The sequence below is a fragment of the Streptomyces sp. NPDC059003 genome, from assembly GCF_042740445.1.
In the GTDB taxonomy this organism is placed as follows: Bacteria; Actinomycetota; Actinomycetes; order Streptomycetales; family Streptomycetaceae; genus Streptomyces.
Window position 1 is genome coordinate 17,426 of sequence record NZ_JBHYJH010000105.1, and the last position, 16,353, is coordinate 33,778.

14 protein-coding genes are annotated in these 16,353 nt (G+C 73.1%); 7 read left to right on the forward strand and 7 right to left on the reverse strand.

Annotated features, from left to right (window positions below; all coding sequences use genetic code 11):
• The first annotated feature begins 27 nt into the window (after window positions 1–27).
• From ACFWZ5_RS30065 to ACFWZ5_RS30075, 3 genes are read left to right on the forward strand one after another with little or no spacing between them, the layout of a single operon-like run.
• Window positions 28–1,284 carry a hypothetical protein gene (locus tag ACFWZ5_RS30065; protein WP_384796475.1) on the forward strand — a complete coding sequence of 419 codons (1,257 nt, stop codon included), beginning with the start codon at window positions 28–30 and terminating at the stop codon, window positions 1,282–1,284.
• The gene (locus tag ACFWZ5_RS30070) at window positions 1,281–2,840 is read left to right on the forward strand and encodes a substrate-binding domain-containing protein (RefSeq protein ID WP_384796477.1); all 1,560 of its coding nucleotides are present in this window, start codon (window positions 1,281–1,283) and stop codon (window positions 2,838–2,840) included. The genes ACFWZ5_RS30065 and ACFWZ5_RS30070 overlap by 4 nt, the downstream gene beginning before the upstream one ends.
• On the forward strand, window positions 2,827–3,606 hold the full coding sequence (locus tag ACFWZ5_RS30075; RefSeq protein WP_384796479.1) for a hypothetical protein: 780 nt from the start codon (window positions 2,827–2,829) through the stop codon (window positions 3,604–3,606). The genes ACFWZ5_RS30070 and ACFWZ5_RS30075 overlap by 14 nt, the downstream gene beginning before the upstream one ends.
• 18 nt (window positions 3,607–3,624) lie before the next feature.
• Here the strand turns inward: ACFWZ5_RS30075 and ACFWZ5_RS30080 are convergent, their stop codons facing one another.
• The 5 genes from ACFWZ5_RS30080 to ACFWZ5_RS30100 form a co-directional block, all read right to left on the reverse strand.
• The gene (locus ACFWZ5_RS30080; protein ID WP_384796481.1) at window positions 3,625–4,635 is read right to left on the reverse strand and encodes an LLM class F420-dependent oxidoreductase; all 1,011 of its coding nucleotides are present in this window, start codon (window positions 4,633–4,635) and stop codon (window positions 3,625–3,627) included.
• Between the two features lie 114 nt (window positions 4,636–4,749).
• Entirely contained in the window at window positions 4,750–5,604 is an 855-nt protein-coding gene (locus ACFWZ5_RS30085; RefSeq protein WP_384796483.1) for a hypothetical protein, read from the reverse strand.
• A 250-nt stretch (window positions 5,605–5,854) separates the two neighbouring features.
• Window positions 5,855–6,880, reverse strand: coding sequence for an N-acetylmuramoyl-L-alanine amidase (locus ACFWZ5_RS30090; RefSeq protein ID WP_384796485.1), 1,026 nt, complete (start codon window positions 6,878–6,880; stop codon window positions 5,855–5,857).
• Between the two features lie 22 nt (window positions 6,881–6,902).
• Window positions 6,903–7,568, reverse strand: coding sequence for a class I SAM-dependent methyltransferase (locus ACFWZ5_RS30095; protein WP_384796487.1), 666 nt, complete (start codon window positions 7,566–7,568; stop codon window positions 6,903–6,905).
• Between the two features lie 128 nt (window positions 7,569–7,696).
• Window positions 7,697–9,253 (reverse strand): MFS transporter, encoded by a 1,557-nt coding sequence (locus tag ACFWZ5_RS30100; RefSeq protein ID WP_384796489.1) that lies wholly within the window; start codon window positions 9,251–9,253, stop codon window positions 7,697–7,699.
• Between the two features lie 254 nt (window positions 9,254–9,507).
• On the opposite strand from ACFWZ5_RS30100, the gene ACFWZ5_RS30105 reads away from it, so the two are divergent.
• The gene (locus ACFWZ5_RS30105) at window positions 9,508–10,941 is read left to right on the forward strand and encodes an MFS transporter (RefSeq protein WP_384796491.1); all 1,434 of its coding nucleotides are present in this window, start codon (window positions 9,508–9,510) and stop codon (window positions 10,939–10,941) included.
• A gap of 112 nt (window positions 10,942–11,053) precedes the next feature.
• Here the strand turns inward: ACFWZ5_RS30105 and ACFWZ5_RS30110 are convergent, their stop codons facing one another.
• Both ACFWZ5_RS30110 and ACFWZ5_RS30115 read right to left on the reverse strand, forming a co-directional pair.
• Window positions 11,054–11,659, reverse strand: coding sequence for a response regulator (locus ACFWZ5_RS30110; RefSeq protein WP_384806008.1), 606 nt, complete (start codon window positions 11,657–11,659; stop codon window positions 11,054–11,056).
• Window positions 11,656–12,912 (reverse strand): sensor histidine kinase, encoded by a 1,257-nt coding sequence (locus tag ACFWZ5_RS30115; RefSeq protein ID WP_384806006.1) that lies wholly within the window; start codon window positions 12,910–12,912, stop codon window positions 11,656–11,658. Before ACFWZ5_RS30115 ends, ACFWZ5_RS30110 begins: the two co-directional genes overlap by 4 nt.
• Window positions 12,913–13,288: 376 nt before the next feature.
• Here ACFWZ5_RS30115 and ACFWZ5_RS30120 point away from each other — a divergent pair, with 376 nt between their 5' ends.
• From ACFWZ5_RS30120 to ACFWZ5_RS30130, 3 genes are read left to right on the forward strand one after another with little or no spacing between them, the layout of a single operon-like run.
• Window positions 13,289–14,161 carry a MaoC/PaaZ C-terminal domain-containing protein gene (locus ACFWZ5_RS30120; protein WP_384806004.1) on the forward strand — a complete coding sequence of 291 codons (873 nt, stop codon included), beginning with the start codon at window positions 13,289–13,291 and terminating at the stop codon, window positions 14,159–14,161.
• 42 nt (window positions 14,162–14,203) lie between these two features.
• On the forward strand, window positions 14,204–15,280 hold the full coding sequence (locus tag ACFWZ5_RS30125; protein ID WP_384891574.1) for a Zn-dependent alcohol dehydrogenase: 1,077 nt from the start codon (window positions 14,204–14,206) through the stop codon (window positions 15,278–15,280).
• 51 nt (window positions 15,281–15,331) lie between these two features.
• A complete protein-coding gene (locus ACFWZ5_RS30130; RefSeq protein ID WP_384806000.1) occupies window positions 15,332–16,273 on the forward strand; it encodes a 3-oxoacyl-ACP reductase in 942 nt (313 codons plus the stop codon).
• Window positions 16,274–16,353: the final 80 nt, after the last annotated feature.

Below are 16,353 nucleotides of genomic sequence, written 5' to 3' on the forward strand. Positions count from 1 at the left end.
TGGCCCCGCCCACCGCAGGAGCCCCCGGTGCCAGAAGACGTCAGACCGGTCCCCGTAGAAGAGCCCCGCCTGGCCACCCGCCGCCCCACCGCGCGCCGGCGGCGGCGCCTGCCGCGGCACGTGGTCGTGGCCCTGCCCCTCGCCCTCGCGGGCCTGATCGCCCTGATGGTCTCGGGCAACGCCCTGCGGCCGTTCGAGCGGATCACGACCGTCGACGGGAAGATGGCGTCGAAGTCGGACTACTTCAAGGATCCGGAGGTGCGGCGGCTGCTGCTGAAGCACGGGATCCGGGTGGAGATACACCGGCTCGGGTCGCGGGGGATCGCCACGCAGTCGCTGAAGGGCATGGACGTCGCGTTCCCGTCCGGGCAGCCCGCCGCGAGGCTGATCATGCAGCGGGAGCAGCGGTCCGTGAAGACGGCCCGGCCCTTCGTCACGCCGCTGGCACTCGGTACGTTCCGCGAGTACGCGGAGACCCTGGTGGCGGCGGGCGTGGCCCGCCCGCAGCGCAGCGAGAAGGGCGACACGCTCTACTACGACCTCGACATGAAGGAGTTCCTCGCGCTGATCGAGCAGCAGAAGACGTGGGACGGGATCGGATACGAGGCGCGGTCCGAGCGGAGCAACAGCGGGCGCGTGCTCGTCCGCACCTCCAGCGTCTGCGAGTCCAATGCGGCCGGGACCTATCTCTCCATTCTCGCCTTCGTCAAGAACGGCAATCAGCCCCCGGGCACGGAAGCCGCGGGGCGCGGGAACAGCGGTTCCGGCGACCCCGTCCTCGACGTCGCCGCCAAGGTCAAGCCCCTCATCAACCTCCAGGGCATGGCCGCCGACGAGCAGGCCGACAGCTATTTCTCCGACGAGGGCGAGTCGATCGCGCCCGTCTCGCTGATCTACGAGCACCAGTTCCTCGCCCACCAGGTCGCCTTCCAGAAGAAGCACCAGCGGCAGGACACCCGGCGCGTGCTGCTCTATCCGTCGCCCCAGGCCCTGACCGAGCCGCAGCTCATCTCGCTCGACGGGCAGGGGGACCGGCTCACCGACCTCATGGAGAGCGACCGCGAACTGCGGGAGCGGGCCATCGAGCTGGGCTTCAGGGTGCGGTTCTCCGGCGAGGACGGGACCAGCGAGCAACTCAACGCCTACCTGCGCAAGCACGGCGTCCAGGTGCCCACGCCCAACCCCGACCAGACCAAGGCCGACGCGCCCGACCTCGACGCCCTGGAGCGGATCATCAACTACGTCGGCAGCTGCCCGCCCGCCCAGCAGGGCGGCGGTTCATGAGGCGGCCGCTGCGGCGCCGCGCCCTCGCCGTGTGCCTCGCCGTCCTCGCCACCACCCTCACCGCCTGCTCGGGGGGAGAAGGACACCGCACCCTGCGCGTCCTGGCCAGTCCCGAACTCGCCGACGTCAAGCCCCTGTTGAAGGAGCTCAAGGACGACACGGGCGTCGAGCTCGACATCGACTTCAAGGCCACCGCCGACCTCACCGGGCCCCTCGGCCCGTACGACCTCGCCTGGCCCGCGACCGACCGGTCCTATCTGCTGCGGCTGCGCGAGGAGCGGCGGCGGGTCCCCGAGTCCACGGCGATCATGCGGTCGCCCGTCGTCGTCGGCCTCACCCCCGCCGTCGCCGCCGAGCTTCCCCAGGGCAAGCCCCTGACCTGGGCGGACATCGCGGACGCCGCCGCCGACGGCACGGTCCGCTTCGGGATGGCGGACCCGCGGCGCAGCGACACGGGGCGGGCGGCCCTGGTGGGCGTGGCCACGGCGGCCGCGGGGACGGGCGGGGTGCTGCGGCAGCGGGACGTGTCCTGCGACCGGCTGCGCGGGTTCCGGTCCGGGCAGACGCTCACCGGCGGCAGTTCGCGGGAGCTCATCGACGCGTACGTACGCCGCCAGGGCGCCGCCAACGCCCTCATCGCGCACGAGTCGGAGCTGCTGTCCCTCAACGCGAGCCGGAAGCTGAAACAGCCGCTGCGGATCGTGCACCCGGCCGACGGGATGGTCCTGTCCGACTTCCCGCTGCTGCTGCTCGACCCCAAGGAGCACAAGGCGTACCGGAAGGTCGTGGAGTGGCTGCGGCGCGACGACGTACAGGAGAAGCTGACGCGGGCGACGTGGCGGCGGCCGGTCGGGAGCGATGTGCCGCGGCCCCGGCAGCTGCGGGAGCCCATCGGCAACGCGCTCTCCTACCCCGACCAGCTCGCCGTCATCCAGCGCCTGATGGACGACTACGGCGACCCGGCCCGCGGCCGCCGCGGCGGCGACCACGTCGTCTTCCTGCTCGACTTCTCCACCTCCATGCGCGGGGAGCGGATGGCGGGGCTCCGGTCGGCCTTCGAGGGGCTGAGCGGGGCGGATCCGTCGGCGCGGGGCAAGTTCGCGCGGTTCTACCGGGGCGAGCGGCTGACGGTGGTGCGGTTCGCGGGGCGGGTCCTCGAGGAGCGGACCGTGACCGTGGCCGGCGACCGCGACCTGCGGCGCCTGAACGACTTCGTCGCCGGTGGCGGCTTCGGCGACGGCACCGCCGTCTGGTCGGCCCTCGACCGCGGGTACCGCGTCGCGTCGGACGCCGAGCGGGCCGACCCCGGGCGGCGCAGGTCGATCGTGCTGATGACGGACGGCGAGAACAACACCGGCATGAGCTACGGGGAGTTCGGGCGCCGGTACGCGCGGCTCGACGACGGCGCGCGGGCCGTGCCGACCTTCCCCGTCCACTTCGGAGAGGCCGACGCGGGGGAGCTGCGCCGCGCCGCGGACGCGACCGGCGGCCGCGTGGTGGACGCGGGCTCCTCCTCCCTCTCCCAGGCGTTCAAGGAGATCCGTGGGTGTCGTTGACGGCAAGTGGTGGGATCTGTGGTGGCCCTGGATGGTCGTGTGGCTGGCCACGGCGTTCTGTTGCGGGGTCCTCGTGCGGTACGTGCTCGTGCGCCTCGGTCTGCCCCGGCGGCGCCGTCTGTCGCGGCGCCGGCGCACGTTCCACGGCATGTGCTTCTACCTGCACGAACAGCGCGTCATGGACCTCTACCAGACCGGTGGGTTCACGGCGGCCCTGGAGCAGGAGGTCGCCGACCGGACGAATGTGACCTCGGGCTTCGGCCTGTGGGCGAAGTTCACGGGCGGCGCGGGCGGCAAGGCGGGCCGTGACGTCACCAAGGAGCGGTTCACGACGTACGTGCAGCAGAACACGCCGATCACGGTGATCGGGCTGCTCATGGACACGATGCGGCGCGAGGACGCCGTCGTGCACGCCGACCTCACCACCGGCGTGCTCACCCCCAACCGCGCCCTCGCCGACGCCCTGCGCGACAGCGGCGACGAACGCGTCCCGCTCAGCGCCGTCATGGCGGAGTTCGTCTCGGTCACCGGACGCTTCACGGCCCGCAGCCTCAGCGGCGGCGACGTCGTACTGCGGGCGCGCTACGGGCCCGGGGAGCCGGGGGCCCGAGTGAAGATCACGTGCGCGGAGGACGGCATCCGCGAGGAGTTCCACGAGGAGGACTACTTCAGCGGCGAGTTCCAGGCACGCTGCCTGGGCAAGGTCCGCACCTGGAACCGGGACGCGGGGGAGCTGACGGTGGATCCGGTGGCGATATTCCGCTGAGGAACAGGCCGGTGGAGTCTACGAGTTGAGCTCGGCGAGCACGCGCAACGTGCCCGGGTCCGACGTCAGGACCAGGAGGTCCGTCACCGGTCCCTTGCGCCACAGGTCGAGCCGCTCGGCGATCCGCCCGCGCGGCCCGACCAGCGAGATCTCGTCGGCGAACGCGTCCGGCACGGCCCGCACGGCCTCCTCGCGCCGCCCCGCGAGGAACAGCTCCTGGATCCGGCGCGCCTCGTCCGCGTACCCCATGCGCGCCATCAGGTCGGCGTGGAAGTTCCGGGCGGCGTGCCCCATGCCGCCGATGTAGAAGCCGAGCATGGCCTTGACGGGCAGCAGGCCCTCGGCCACGTCGTCGCACACGGCGGCGCGTGCCATCGGCGCGACGATGAAGCGCTCCCGGAGCCCGGTGAGCGACGCCTCGTACACGTCGGTGCGCGTCGGCGACCAGTACAGCGGCAGCCAGCCGTCGGCGATCCGGGTCGTCTGGGCGATGTTCTTGGGGCCCTCGGCGCCGAGCAGGACGGGCAGGCGGGCGCGGAGGGGGTGCGTGATGGACTTGAGCGGCTTGCCCAGGCCGGTCCCGTCGTCCCCCGCGTACGGCAGCGGGTGGAACCGCCCGTCGAGCGCCACCGGGCCTTCCCGCCGCAGCACCTGCCGTACGACCTCCACGTACTCCCGCGTCGCGGTCAGCGGCGACTTCGGGAACGGGCGCCCGTACCAGCCCTCCACCACCTGCGGGCCCGAGAGCCCGAGGCCGAGGAGGACCCGGCCGCCGGAGAGGTGGTCGAGGGTGAGCGCGTGCATGGCGGTGGCGGTGGGGGAGCGGGCGGCCATCTGCGCGACGGCGGTGCCGAGGCGGATGCGCGAGGTGCCCGCGGCGATCCAGGTGAGCGGCGTGAACGCGTCGGAGCCCCAGGACTCCGCCGTCCACACCGAGTCGTAGCCGAGCCGCTCGGCCTCCTGGGCGAGCGCGAGGTGCCGGGCGTCGGGGCCGCGGCCCCAGTAGCCGAGCGCGAGCCCGAGCCGCATGGTCCCTCCCGGTGACGCTGGCTGACGATGTGTCAGACGAAGGTCGCCGGGGGACTGTACGCCAACGGCCCCTCACCCGGAAGGGGCGAGGGGCCGTTGCGGGAACGGAGGGGATCAGCCGCGCTGGATCCCGGTCGTGTCCTGGAGGACGCCGCGGCGCCCGTCCTGCGTCTGCGCCACGAGGCTCTGGCCCCGCTGCTCGACCGCCAGGTACCAGGTGCCCGGCGCCAGCTCGGCGATCGGCGTCGGCGAGCCGTCCTCCGGGTACAGCGGACGCGGCACCGGAACGGCGAACCAGAACGGCGAGAAGTCCGCCGCGGCCGGCTGCGCGGGCTGCGCGGCGGCCGGCGGCGGCGTGGCCCCGCCGCCCTGCGGCTGACCGCCGAACGACGGCTGCTGCGGCTGACCCGGCTGCGCGCCGTACGGCTGGGACTGGGCGCCCGGGTAGCCGTAGCCACCGGACGGCTGGCCGCCGTAGGGCTGCGGGGCGGGGGCCGGGCCCGCGGCACCCATGAGGGGGGCCTTCAGCGCCGGGACGATGTTCGTGGCGACCGCGGCGGCGGCCAGGACCAGGGCGCCGATCAGGCCGAGGATGAGGCCGGTGCCCGCGTCGGGGCTGCGGCTGCTCCCCAGGCCCTCGTTGACGAAGAGGAAGCCGTAGGACTCGTCGGGGTCGAAGATCGCGCCGAGCGAGCTCCAGGCGGAGGCGAGAGCGAAGGCGACGCCGACCTGGCCGAGGTCGAGACCCACGACCTTGCGGGGCAGCGCGCGGCCCACGACGACGAATACGGCGCCGATGACGCCCAGCAGGTACACGCTGAGCAGCAGGTTGCCGTTCTCCCAGGCGTTGGGCACCTTGTCGTCGGCGAGGCCGTCGATGTCAATCGTGTCGAGGAACGAGGCGATGAAGAGCAACACCGCTGCTCCGATCACCACGCCGTCGCCTCTAGTGAGGGAGCGGAAATTCACTTCAGGTCCTTCGTCAGTCGTCTCGTCGTTGGAGGCGTCGCTGTCGCCGTGGCGCTGTCGTGTCTGTGATCTTGACTGGCGCGGTGCGCGTAGCGCGGGGGTGGCCCCTCATCGTACGGAGGACACTATCGTCCGTCCGGCCGGGGTGTCTGCTTCAGATAAAGATCGTCACTCAGTGAAGATCTCCCGGTTGCCATCCCGTGACGAGACGGCATCGGACGTATAAAGAGTGCCCTTTCAGCTGCCCCTTTCAGCTGTTCAAGAAGCTCCCGATTCCGTCGGAAATGCCGCGTGCGGCCTTCTGCCGCCAGCCGCCGCTCGTGAGCAGGGCCCGGTCCTTCGGGTCGCGCATGTTGCCGCACTCGATGAACACCTTCGGCACCTTGGAGAGGTTGAGGCCGCCGAGGTCGCGGCGGACGGTGAGGCCGGTGCCGTCGCCCACGTAGTTGGAGGGGGCGCTGTTCGTCGCGGCGAGGAACTTGCCCGCGACGCGCACGCCCAGGGCGCGGGACGGGCCGACGATCGCGGTGGTGTCCGCGGCGCCCGCGCGGACCTTGGCGGGCAGGATGACGTGGAAGCCGCGGTTGCCGACGGCCGAGCCGTCGGCGTGCAGGGAGATGACCGCGTCGGCGTGCGCCTGGTTGCCGATGCGGGCGCGCTCGTCGACGCACGGGCCCCACGGCCGGTCGCCGTCGTGCGTGAACTTCACCGTGGCGCCCTGCCGGTGCAGGAGGTCGCGCAGGCGGTGGGCGAGGTCGAGAGTGAACTGGGCTTCCGTGTAACCGTCGTTGGTGGACGTGCCCGTGGTGTCGCACTCCTTGGTGTTCGTCCCGATGTTCACCTGGCGGTTGATCTCGGCGGTGTGCCGGAAGTTGCCCGTGTTGTGGCCGGGGTCGATCACGACGACCCGGCCCTTGAGGGGGCCGGAGGCGGCGGGGCGGCCGGCCGGGGGCCGCTTCGCGGGCTTGTCGCCGGGTTTGCCGTCGGGCTCGTCCACGTTCCCCGACGTGCCGGGCTTACCCGACTTGCCCGGCTCGGTGGGCTTCTTCGACTCCGACGCGGTCGGCTTCGACGGCGCGCCCTGCGCCGAGCGGCTGGGGGACGACGGGAGCGTTCTCGCCGACTTGGTCTCCTCCGGGCCGTTCGACGCGTCGTGGATCAGATAGCCCGCGAGGGTCGCGGGCGCGAGCACGGCGAGGGCGACCGCGAGTGGCCGGCCGCCGCGGAAGCGGCGGGGGCGGCGCGGTGGATGACTGTCCGGACCTGCGTACGACACGGCAGTGAGCCTATCGGCGCCCTCAGTGGCCCGCGCCGGTTCGGCGCAGGACGCGAAGGGAATCGGTGGCCGAAATCTCCGTGAACGCCCCGGATTCCAGGGCCCTGAGGTAGATGCGGTACGGCGCCTGCCCTGTCCACTCGTCCACCGGATCGGGGAACACGTCGTGGATGACGAGCAGACCGCCCTCCGCGACGTGCGGCGCCCACCCCTCGTAGTCCGCGCCCGCGTGCTCGTCCGTGTGGCCGCCGTCGACGAAGACCAGGCCGAGCGGGGCCTGCCACAGGCGTGCGACCTGCGGGGACCGGCCCACGATCGCGATCACGTGGTCCTCCAGGCCCGCCTTGTGCAGGGTGCGCCGGAAGGTGGGGAGCGTGTCCATGCGGCCGACCTCGGGGTCCACCGTCTGCGGGTCGTGGTAGTCCCAGCCGGGCTGCTGCTCCTCGCTGCCGCGGTGGTGGTCGACCGTGATCACACTCACACCGGCCGCGCGGGCCGCGTCGGCGAGCAGGATCGTGGAGCGGCCGCAGTACGTGCCGACTTCGAGGAGGGGCAGGCCGAGCGCGGCCGCCTCGACCGCGGCGGCGTGCAGGGCGAGCCCTTCGCGCGCGGGCATGAAGCCCTTGGCCGCCTCGAACGCGTCGAGGACCTCCGGCTCGGGGCCCTCCGGGGTGGGCGCGGCGGCCATGGGTTCCTCCTGCTGTGCGGGACGCGTCGGGACGTCGGTACGTAGATACGTGGGTACGTCGGTACGTACGGAACGTACACGGGCCCCGTGGCGGGCCGCGGAGCACCCGCCCCGAAGAGGCGGAGCGCTCAGCGGCCCTCGGCCTGGTCCTCGTACGCCGCCCGCGTGCCGGACGGGGCGGGCACGCGGTCCGCGGGGGCGTCGTCGAGGGCGGTGGCGGCCCGGGCGAGGACGGCGTCCTCCTCGCTGCTGGCCCGCAGCTGGGGCTTGCCCCGGTCGGCGGCCTTGCCGCGCCCCGGCAGGAACAGCGCGAGCACCAGGCCGAGCGCGACGGCGCCGGTCGCGATGAGGAAGGAGGCGCGGAAGCCCTCCATGGTGGGGACGTCGACGGGGCCGACGTGGTCCGCGGTGTTGGCGAGCACCATGCCGATGACGGCGCTCGACACCGACGTACCGATGGAGCGCATCAGGGTGTTGAGGCCGTTGGCCGCGCCGGTCTCCGACGGGTCGACGGCGCCGATGATCAGGGCGGGCAGCGAGGAGTAGGCGAGGCCGATGCCCGCGCCCACGACCACCGAGATGACGATGGTCTGCCAGGCGGCGCTCATCAGGCCGAGGCCCGCGCCGTAGCCGATGGCGATCACGAGGAGGCCGAGGATCAGCGTGACCTTCGGCCCGTACGCCTTCGACAGGCGCGCGTACACCGGTGCCGTGACCATCATCGTCAGGCCGAGCGGCGCCACGCACAGGCCCGCGACGACCATGGACTGGCCGAGGCCGTAGCCGGTGGACGTGGGCAGCTGGAGCAGCTGGGGCAGGACCAGGGAGATCGCGTAGAAGGCGACGCCGACCATGATCGAGGCGAGGTTGGTGAGCAGCACCTCGCGCCGCGCGGTGGTGCGCAGGTCGACGAGCGGGGCCTTCAGGTGCAGCTCCATCAGGCCCCACAGGACGAGCACGACGGTCGACGCGGCGAACAGGCCGAGGGTGAGGCCCGAACTCCAGCCCCAGTCGCTGCCCTTGGTGATCGGGAGCAGGAAGAGGACCAGGCCGAGGGAGAGCCCGAGGGCGCCCGCGACGTCGAAGGTGCCCTGCGCGCGCACCTCGCTCTCCGGTACGAAGGCGACGGTGAGCAGCATCGAGACGACGCCGAGGCCCGCCGCGCCGAAGAAGAGGGCGTGCCAGTCGGCATGCTGGGCCACGAAGGCGGCGCCTGGCATGGCGAGTCCGCCGCCGACGCCGATGGACGAGCTCATCAGGGCCATCGAGGACGCGAGCCGCTCGCGGGGCAGGGTGTCGCGCATCAGGCCGATGCCGAGCGGGATGGCGCCCATGGCGAAGCCCTGGAGCGCGCGGCCGACGATCATCACCAGGAGTTCGTCGGTGAAGGCGCAGACCAGCGAGCCGACGACCATGACGCCGAGGCTGGTGAGCAGCATGCGGCGCTTGCCGAAGAGGTCGCCGAGCCTGCCCATGATCGGCGTCGAGACGGCGCCCGCGAGGAGCGTCGAGGTCATCACCCAGGTGGCGTTGGACGGCGCCGTGTCGAGCAGCGTCGGCAGGTCCTTGATGACGGGGACGAGCAGCGTCTGCATGACGGCGACGACGATGCCGGCGAAGGCGAGGACGGGGACGACGCCGCGGGTGCCGCGGGCGCCGTCGGGGCGGGTCGTCGCGTGGGACATGTGCGTGCGGCCTCCGGGACGAGGAGAAGGGGGCGGACCGGACGGCACCGGCACCCGCAGATACATGCAGATGGAACTTGTTTCCCGAGGCGACTATTCCGACGTTCGTCGAACCAGACGAAGGCTTGACCTTCCATTGACCGGCCATAGACGTGTGGTGCACAGAACTGACCTCCGACCTAGGTCCCCGGCCCCGGCAGCCTGGCCCGTATTTCCGATGTACCGGGCATGAACCTGCTGCCAGCATGGAGCCCATGCTTCAAGCCCCCGCCGATACCCCGATATCCCGGCGCACCGCGCCGCCCACCTGGCTCGTCGTCGCCGTCGCCTGCGCCGGACAGTTCCTCGTCGTCCTCGACGTGTCCGTCGTGAACGTGGCCCTTCCGTCCATGCGGACCGACCTGGGGCTCAGCGCCACGGGACTGCAGTGGGTGGTCAACGCCTACTCGATCGCCTTCGCCGGGTTCATGCTGCTCGGCGGGCGGGCCGGGGACCTGTTCGGGCGCAAGCGGATGTTCCTGGTCGGGCTCGGGCTCTTCACGCTGGCCTCGCTGGTGGGCGGGGTCGCGCAGGAGGGCTGGCAGTTGCTCGCCGCGCGGGCCGTGCAGGGGCTCGGGGCCGCCGTCCTCGCGCCGTCGACCCTGACCATCCTCACGTCCGCCGTGCCGGAGGGGCCCGCGCGGGTGCGGGCCATCGCCACCTGGTCCGCGGTGGGCGCGGGCGGCGGCGCCGCCGGTGGCCTGGTCGGCGGGGTGCTCACCGACGGGCTCTCCTGGCGCTGGGTGCTGCTCGTCAACGTCCCCGTCGGCGTGCTCGTGTTCGGCGCCGCGCTGCGCTGGATCAGCGAGAGCAGGGCGGCCGGGGCGCGGCGCCTGGACGTGCCGGGGGCCGTGCTCGTGACGGGCGGCATCGCCACGCTCGCGTACGGCATCGTGCAGACCGCGGCCGAGGGGTGGACGGCCGCGGCGACGCTGGTGCCCCTGGCCGTGGGCCTCGCGCTGATCGCGGCGTTCCTCGCCGTGGAGGCGCGGGCCAAGGCGCCGCTCATGCCGCTCGGGCTCTTCCGGGTGCGGTCCGTTTCGGCGGCGAACGCCACGATGTTCGCGTGCGGCATGGGCCTGTTCACGATGTGGTTCTTCATGACGCTGTACGCGCAGAACGTCCTCGGCTACTCCCCGCTGAAGGCCGGGCTCGCCCTGATGCCGAGCTCCGTCAGCGTCATCGTGGGCTCCAAGCTCGCGCCGCACCTGATGCGGGTCCTCGGCGCCCGGACCGTCACGGTCACCGGCGCCCTCGTCGCCGCCGCCGGATTCCTCTGGCAGTGGCAGGTCCTCGACGAGCACGGCGCGTACGTCACCTCGATCATGCTGCCCGGCATCCTGATGATGCTGGGCGCGGGCCTCGCGGGCACACCGCTCGCCTCGCTCGCCACCAGCGGGGCCGACCCGGGCGACGCGGGCCTGGTCGCCGGGCTCATCAACACCTCGCGGACCATGGGCGGTTCACTGGGCCTCGCGATCCTGTCGACGGTCGCGGCGTCGCGCACGGGCGAGCGCTCCGGGACGGGGGCCCTGGCCGACGGGTACGCGCAGGCGTTCCTGTGGGGCGGGGGGTTCCTGGTGGCGGCGGTGGTCCTGGTGCTGGTGTGGATGCCGCCCACGAAAGCAAGCCCGACTGGCACCAACTAGCCCGACCGGCACCAACAAGCCCGTCCGGCGTTTGAGGACGAGGCCGAAGGCCGATGAGGGGGGTCCGGGGGCGCAGCCCCCGGACGGCCACCGAGTCCACGGCGCCCGGGGACTACAGCCACCCCTGCCGCCGGGCCTCCCGCACGGCCTCCATCCGGTTCCGGGTGCCCGTCTTGCCAATGGCCGCCGACAGGTAATTCCGCACGGTCGACTCGGACAGGTGCAGCCTGGCCGCGATGTCGGCGACCGTCGCACCGTCGACCGCCGCTGCGAGCACGTCCGTCTCGCGCGGCGTCAGCGGACTCGGCCCCGCGCTCAGGGCGGCCGCCGCGAGCGCCGGGTCGATGACCGTCTCTCCCCGCAGGGCCTGGCGGACGGCCTCCGCAAGCTCCTCCACCGGCCCGTCCTTGACCAGGAACCCGGCCGCGCCCGCCGCCATCGCGCGGTGCAGATAGCCGGGCCTGCCGAAGGTCGTGAGGATGAGGACCCGGCAGTCGGGGCACTCCTCGCGCAGGTCCGCCGCCGCGTCGAGACCGCTGCGGCCCGGCAGTTCGATGTCGAGCAGGGCCACGTCGGGCCGGCAGGTCAGCGCGGTGCGCACGATCTCGTCGCCCGCACCCACCTGGGCGACGACCTCGATGTCCGGCTCCATGCCGAGCAGCAGCGCGAGCGCGCCGCGCATCATGCCCTGGTCCTCGGCGAGGAGGACTCTGATCATGCGGTGTGCTCCTTGACGTCGGGCTCGGCCCCCGCATCCGCGGGATCGGTGACCGGCAGCACGGCGGTGACCCGGAAGCCGGAGCGCGCCGTCGGGCCCGACTCCAGCGAGCCGCCCGCCGCCGCGAGCCGCTCGGCCAGGCCCTTCAGCCCGCTGCCGGGCGTGGTCGAGCCTACGCCGCGGCCGTCGTCCGTGATCACCAGACGGGTCCGTCCGGCGCCGCCGCTCACCTCGATCTCGCACCGCCCCGCCCGGGCGTGCCGGACCACGTTGGTGGCGGCCTCGCGCACCACCCAGCCGAGCAGCGCCGCGGAGCGCGGGTCCAGGGGCGGGCCCGACTGGCGTACGACGGTGTCGACGCCGGCGGCGTCGAGGAGGTCGCGGACCCGGTCGAGCTCGGCGGTGAGCGAGGCCTCGCGGTAGCCGGTGACGGCCTCGCGGATCTCGGTGAGCGCCTGCCGCCCGACCGTCTCGATGTCGCCGACCTGCGCCAGGGCCGCGTCCATGCTCCGCGGCGCCAGGCGGCGCGCGGCCTCCGACTTCACGACGATCACCGAGAGCGTGTGGCCGAGCAGGTCGTGCAGGTCCCGCGAGAAGCGGAGCCGCTCCTCCGCGACCGCGTTGCGGGCCAGCTCCTCGCGGGCGGCGCGCAGGTCGCGCACCGCCTCCGAGAGCGAGAGGATCGCCGCCGTCACCATCGTGGACAGGAACGTGCCGTACGCGATGTTCACGCCGTCCCAGCCCTCCCTGAGCCCGGCGACCGCGCCCGCGAGCGCGCTCAGGCCCAGGCTGATCGGGCCCAGGCGGCGGCTGCGGACGACGGCGCCGACGGCGAGGCCGAACAGCGGGAAGAACATCAGCCAGTTGCCGCCGTACCCCGCCGCGAGGCCGACGGTGAGCGCGCCCATCGCGAGCAGCGCGGCGTACGTGGCGGGCGCGGTCCGCTTCTCCTTGTCGAAGGCGCGGAAGGCGACCGAGATGTAGAGGGAGTTGAAGACGAGCAGGCCGATGCCGCCGACCCACGGGTTGGGCGCCCTGCCCTGGAGCAGGTGCGAGAGCGAGCCGAGGCCCATGAGCAGCCAGGGCAGCAGCGCGAAGCCGTTGGGCGGGCCCGCGGTGAGGAGCGGGTCATCCTTCGCCTCCTGCCGCTGCTCCCGCCAGGCGGACTTCCGCTCGGGCCAGGCGGCGCGCCACTCGGCGCGGGCCGTGCGCAGCCCGCGCAGTCCGCAGCTGATCCTGCGCTTCCAGGACATGGCGTGATCTCTCCCCCGGTCCGTGTGTCCATCCGTGCGTGTCTCCACACCAGACGGTACGGAGTCGGGTGCCGGGGGCGGCAGGTCCGGCCGTACCGATTCGACCAGGACAAATGTCATGGGTGGCGGCCGGGGGCGGGACGGCGGGGCGGGATCTGACGCTACGTCAGCACTCTTCCCTTGTCCCCGGCGCTGGGCTATACAGGGACTCACCGGCCCTAGAACGCGTTCTAGAGAGCGCTCCGGAACGGGTGGGGCCCGCCCAGGACGACCCCGGTGCAGCCGGCGGTGCGGACGGCCGTACCGGGGTCTTCACCGTCGCCCCAGTCGCCGCCAGCCGTCCCCAGCCGCCGCCCCGCCGTGAGGAGCCGCCCCCATGCCCATCGATGCCGCGCAGGCCCTGGCCGCCGCACCCCGCAGCGCCGAGATCAGCTGGGACCACAAGGACGTCCAGCTCTACCACCTCGGCGTCGGCGCGGGCACGAACCCCGACACGGCGGACCCCGCCACCGACCCCGACGAGCTGCGCTACACCCTGGAGTCCAGGCTGCACGTGCTGCCCAGCTTCGCCACGGTCGCGGGCGCGGGCATGGGCATGATGAGCGGCCTGTCCGTGCCCGGCATCGACGTGGACCTCGCCGCCGTCCTGCACGGCGGCCAGGCGATCGAGCTGCACCGCCCGATCCCCGTCAAGGGCACGGCGACGGCCACGGCGAGCGTCGCGGCCGTCTACGACAAGGGCAAGGCCGCCGTCCTCGTCCTGCGCTCCGAAGTGGCCGACGACAAGGGGCCGCTGTGGACGACCGACGCGCAGCTGTACGTGCGCGGGGAGGGCGGGTTCGGCGGCGAGCGCGGCCCGTCCGCGCGGCTCGGCGCCCCGGACCGGCCCTTCGACCGGACCCTCCACCGCCCCGTACGCGCGGACCAGGCCCTGCTCTACCGCCTGTCCGGCGACTGGAACCCGCTGCACGCCGACCCCGAGTTCGCCAAGCTCGCCGGCTTCGACCGGCCGATCCTGCACGGCCTGTGCACGTACGGGATGACGCTCAAGGCCGTCGTGGACACCGTGCTCGGCGGCGACGTGGCGCGGGTGCGCGCCTACCGCACCCGCTTCGCCGGGGTCGTCTTCCCCGGCGAGAGCCTGCGGATCGGCCTGTGGGAGTCGCCGGGCCGGGTCCAGGCGGAGGTCGTGGCGGTGGACCGCGACGGCGCGCCGGTCCTGGCCGACACCGTCGTGGAACACACGTGACCGTTCGTACGCCCCGCACCGCCCGAAGGGAGCCGCACAGCCATGCGCGCAGCCGTACTGCACGAGACGGGCCAGGACAAGCTCGACGTACTCGACGACGTCGAGGCGGTGGGCTTTGGCCCGGGAAAGGTGAGGATCCGCATACGGGCCACCGGCCTGTGCCACTCCGACGTGTCCGCGATGACCGGGGTGCTCCCGCAGCCCGCGCCGTTCGTCCCCGGGCACGAGGGCGCGGGCGAGATCCTCGACGCCGGTGACGGCGTGACGCACGTCAAGCCGGGCGACCGGGTCCTGGTCTGCTGGCTGCCGCCGTGCGGGCAGTGTCCGGCGTGCAGGCGCGGGCAGCCGCAGCTGTGCCTGGCCGGGTTCATGAACGCGGGCACGCCCAACTTCAAGCGCCCGCAGGGCGACGTCTTCGGCTTCGCGGGCACCGGCACCTTCGCGGAGGAGGTCGTCGTCGACGGCGCGTGCGCCGTGCCGATCCCGGACGACGTGCCGTTCGACATCGCGGCGCTCATCGGCTGCGGCGTCACGACCGGGCTCGGCGCCGCCGTCAACACCGCCGACGTGGCCGCCGGTTCGTCCGTCGCCGTCATCGGCTGCGGCGGCGTCGGGATCGCCGCGATCCAGGGCGCCCGGCTCAAGGGCGCCGCCGAGATCGTGGCCGTCGACCCCGTCGCGTCCCGCCGCGAGGCCGCCCTGACCTTCGGCGCGACGCAGGCGGTGGCCCCCGACGAACTCCCCGACGCCCGGCAGCGGGTGACCGCGGGCGAGGGTTTCGACTACGTCTTCGAAGTCGTCGGCAAGTCCGCGACGGCCCGCACCGCGTACGAGATGACGCGGCGCGGCGGCACCCTGTGCGTCGTCGGCGCGGGCGCCATGGACGACCCGGTGCAGTTCACCATGTTCGAGCTGTTCTTCGACGAGAAGCGGATCCTGCCGTCGCTGTACGGGGGCGGGGACGTGCTCCAGTCGTACGAGCGGGCCATCGCGCTGTGGCGGGCCGGGCGGATCGACCTGGAGAACATGATCACGCACCGGGTGGCGCTCGGGGAGATCAACGAGGCGCTCGACAAGATGCGGTCGGGGACGGCGCTGCGGACGTGCGTCGAGATCTGAGCCCGCTGTCCGGGCCCGTTCAGAGGATCGGAGAGAGGAGTGTGACCCCGTATGGCACTGCCGCTTGACGGTCTGTCGGCCGTCGTCACCGGTGCGGGCCGTGGCCTCGGCCGGGCCGAGGCCCTCGAACTCGCCCGGCTCGGGGCGAGTGTCGTCGTCAACGACTTCGGACAGCCGGGCCGCGACGGCTCCGGCGCGGCCTCCGCCGGGCCCGCCGAGGAGGTCGCCGCCGAGATCCGCGCGGCGGGCGGCGCGGCCGTCGCCCACACCGGCGACGTGGCCGACCACCAACAGGCCCGCGAGCTCGTCGAGTTGGCCGTCACCACGTACGGGAAGCTCGACGTCCTCGTCAACAACGCGGGCATCCTGCGGGACCGGATGATCTTCTCGATGGCCGAGGACGAGTGGGACTCGGTCATCCGGGTCCATCTGAAAGGGCACTTCAACACCACGCGGTTCGCGTCCGCGCACTGGCGCGAGCGGTCCAAGGCGGCGGGTGCGCCGGTGTACGGGCGGATCGTGAACACCTCGTCCGAGGCGTTCCTCGCCGGGTCCGCGGGACAGCCGAACTACGCCGCCGCGAAAGGGGGCATCGTGGGGCTCACCGTCTCGACGGCCCTCGCCCTCGCCAAGTACGGCGTGACCGCCAACGTGATCTGTCCGCGGGCGCGGACCCGGATGACGTCCGATGTCTTCGCCGGGTTCGCCGAGCCGGGGGAGGGGGAGCTCGATCCGCTGGCGCCGGAGCATGTGGCGCCGCTGGTCGGGTATCTCGCGTCGCCCGCGAGTGGGCGGGTGAGTGGGCAGTTGCTCGTCGTGCACGGGGGGATCGTGGCGGTGGTGGAGCGGCCGCGGGTGGGGGTGGTGGTCGAGGCGGCCAAGGGCGCGTTCAGCGCCGGGGAGCTGGATGAGGCGCTGTCCCCTTATTTCGCGGCCCGCCCCCCGAACGAAACGTTCGCGGCCACGGAGGTCCTGGCCCTGAAACACACCTGACCCACCCACCCGCCCTTCCCTGTGGCCGCAGCCCCAGCCCCCGCGTACGGCTGGGGCTGCGCCCCTTTCCCCCGCTCATC

Excerpts from the sequence above, each read along its gene's own strand:
- ACFWZ5_RS30070 (WP_384796477.1), top strand. The coding sequence starts at position 1,281 with ATGAGGCGGCCGCTGCGGCGCCGCGCCCTCGCCGTGTGCCTCGCCGTC.
- ACFWZ5_RS30080 (WP_384796481.1), bottom strand. The coding sequence starts at position 4,635 with ATGCGGCTCGGGCTCGCGCTCGGCTACTGGGGCCGCGGCCCCGACGCC.
- ACFWZ5_RS30095 (WP_384796487.1), bottom strand. The coding sequence starts at position 7,568 with ATGGCCGCCGCGCCCACCCCGGAGGGCCCCGAGCCGGAGGTCCTCGAC.
- ACFWZ5_RS30100 (WP_384796489.1), bottom strand. The coding sequence starts at position 9,253 with ATGTCCCACGCGACGACCCGCCCCGACGGCGCCCGCGGCACCCGCGGC.
- ACFWZ5_RS30105 (WP_384796491.1), top strand. The coding sequence starts at position 9,508 with ATGCTTCAAGCCCCCGCCGATACCCCGATATCCCGGCGCACCGCGCCG.
- ACFWZ5_RS30110 (WP_384806008.1), bottom strand. The coding sequence starts at position 11,659 with ATGATCAGAGTCCTCCTCGCCGAGGACCAGGGCATGATGCGCGGCGCG.
- ACFWZ5_RS30115 (WP_384806006.1), bottom strand. The coding sequence starts at position 12,912 with ATGTCCTGGAAGCGCAGGATCAGCTGCGGACTGCGCGGGCTGCGCACG.
- ACFWZ5_RS30120 (WP_384806004.1), top strand. The coding sequence starts at position 13,289 with ATGCCCATCGATGCCGCGCAGGCCCTGGCCGCCGCACCCCGCAGCGCC.
- ACFWZ5_RS30125 (WP_384891574.1), top strand. The coding sequence starts at position 14,204 with ATGCGCGCAGCCGTACTGCACGAGACGGGCCAGGACAAGCTCGACGTA.
- ACFWZ5_RS30130 (WP_384806000.1), top strand. The coding sequence starts at position 15,332 with ATGGCACTGCCGCTTGACGGTCTGTCGGCCGTCGTCACCGGTGCGGGC.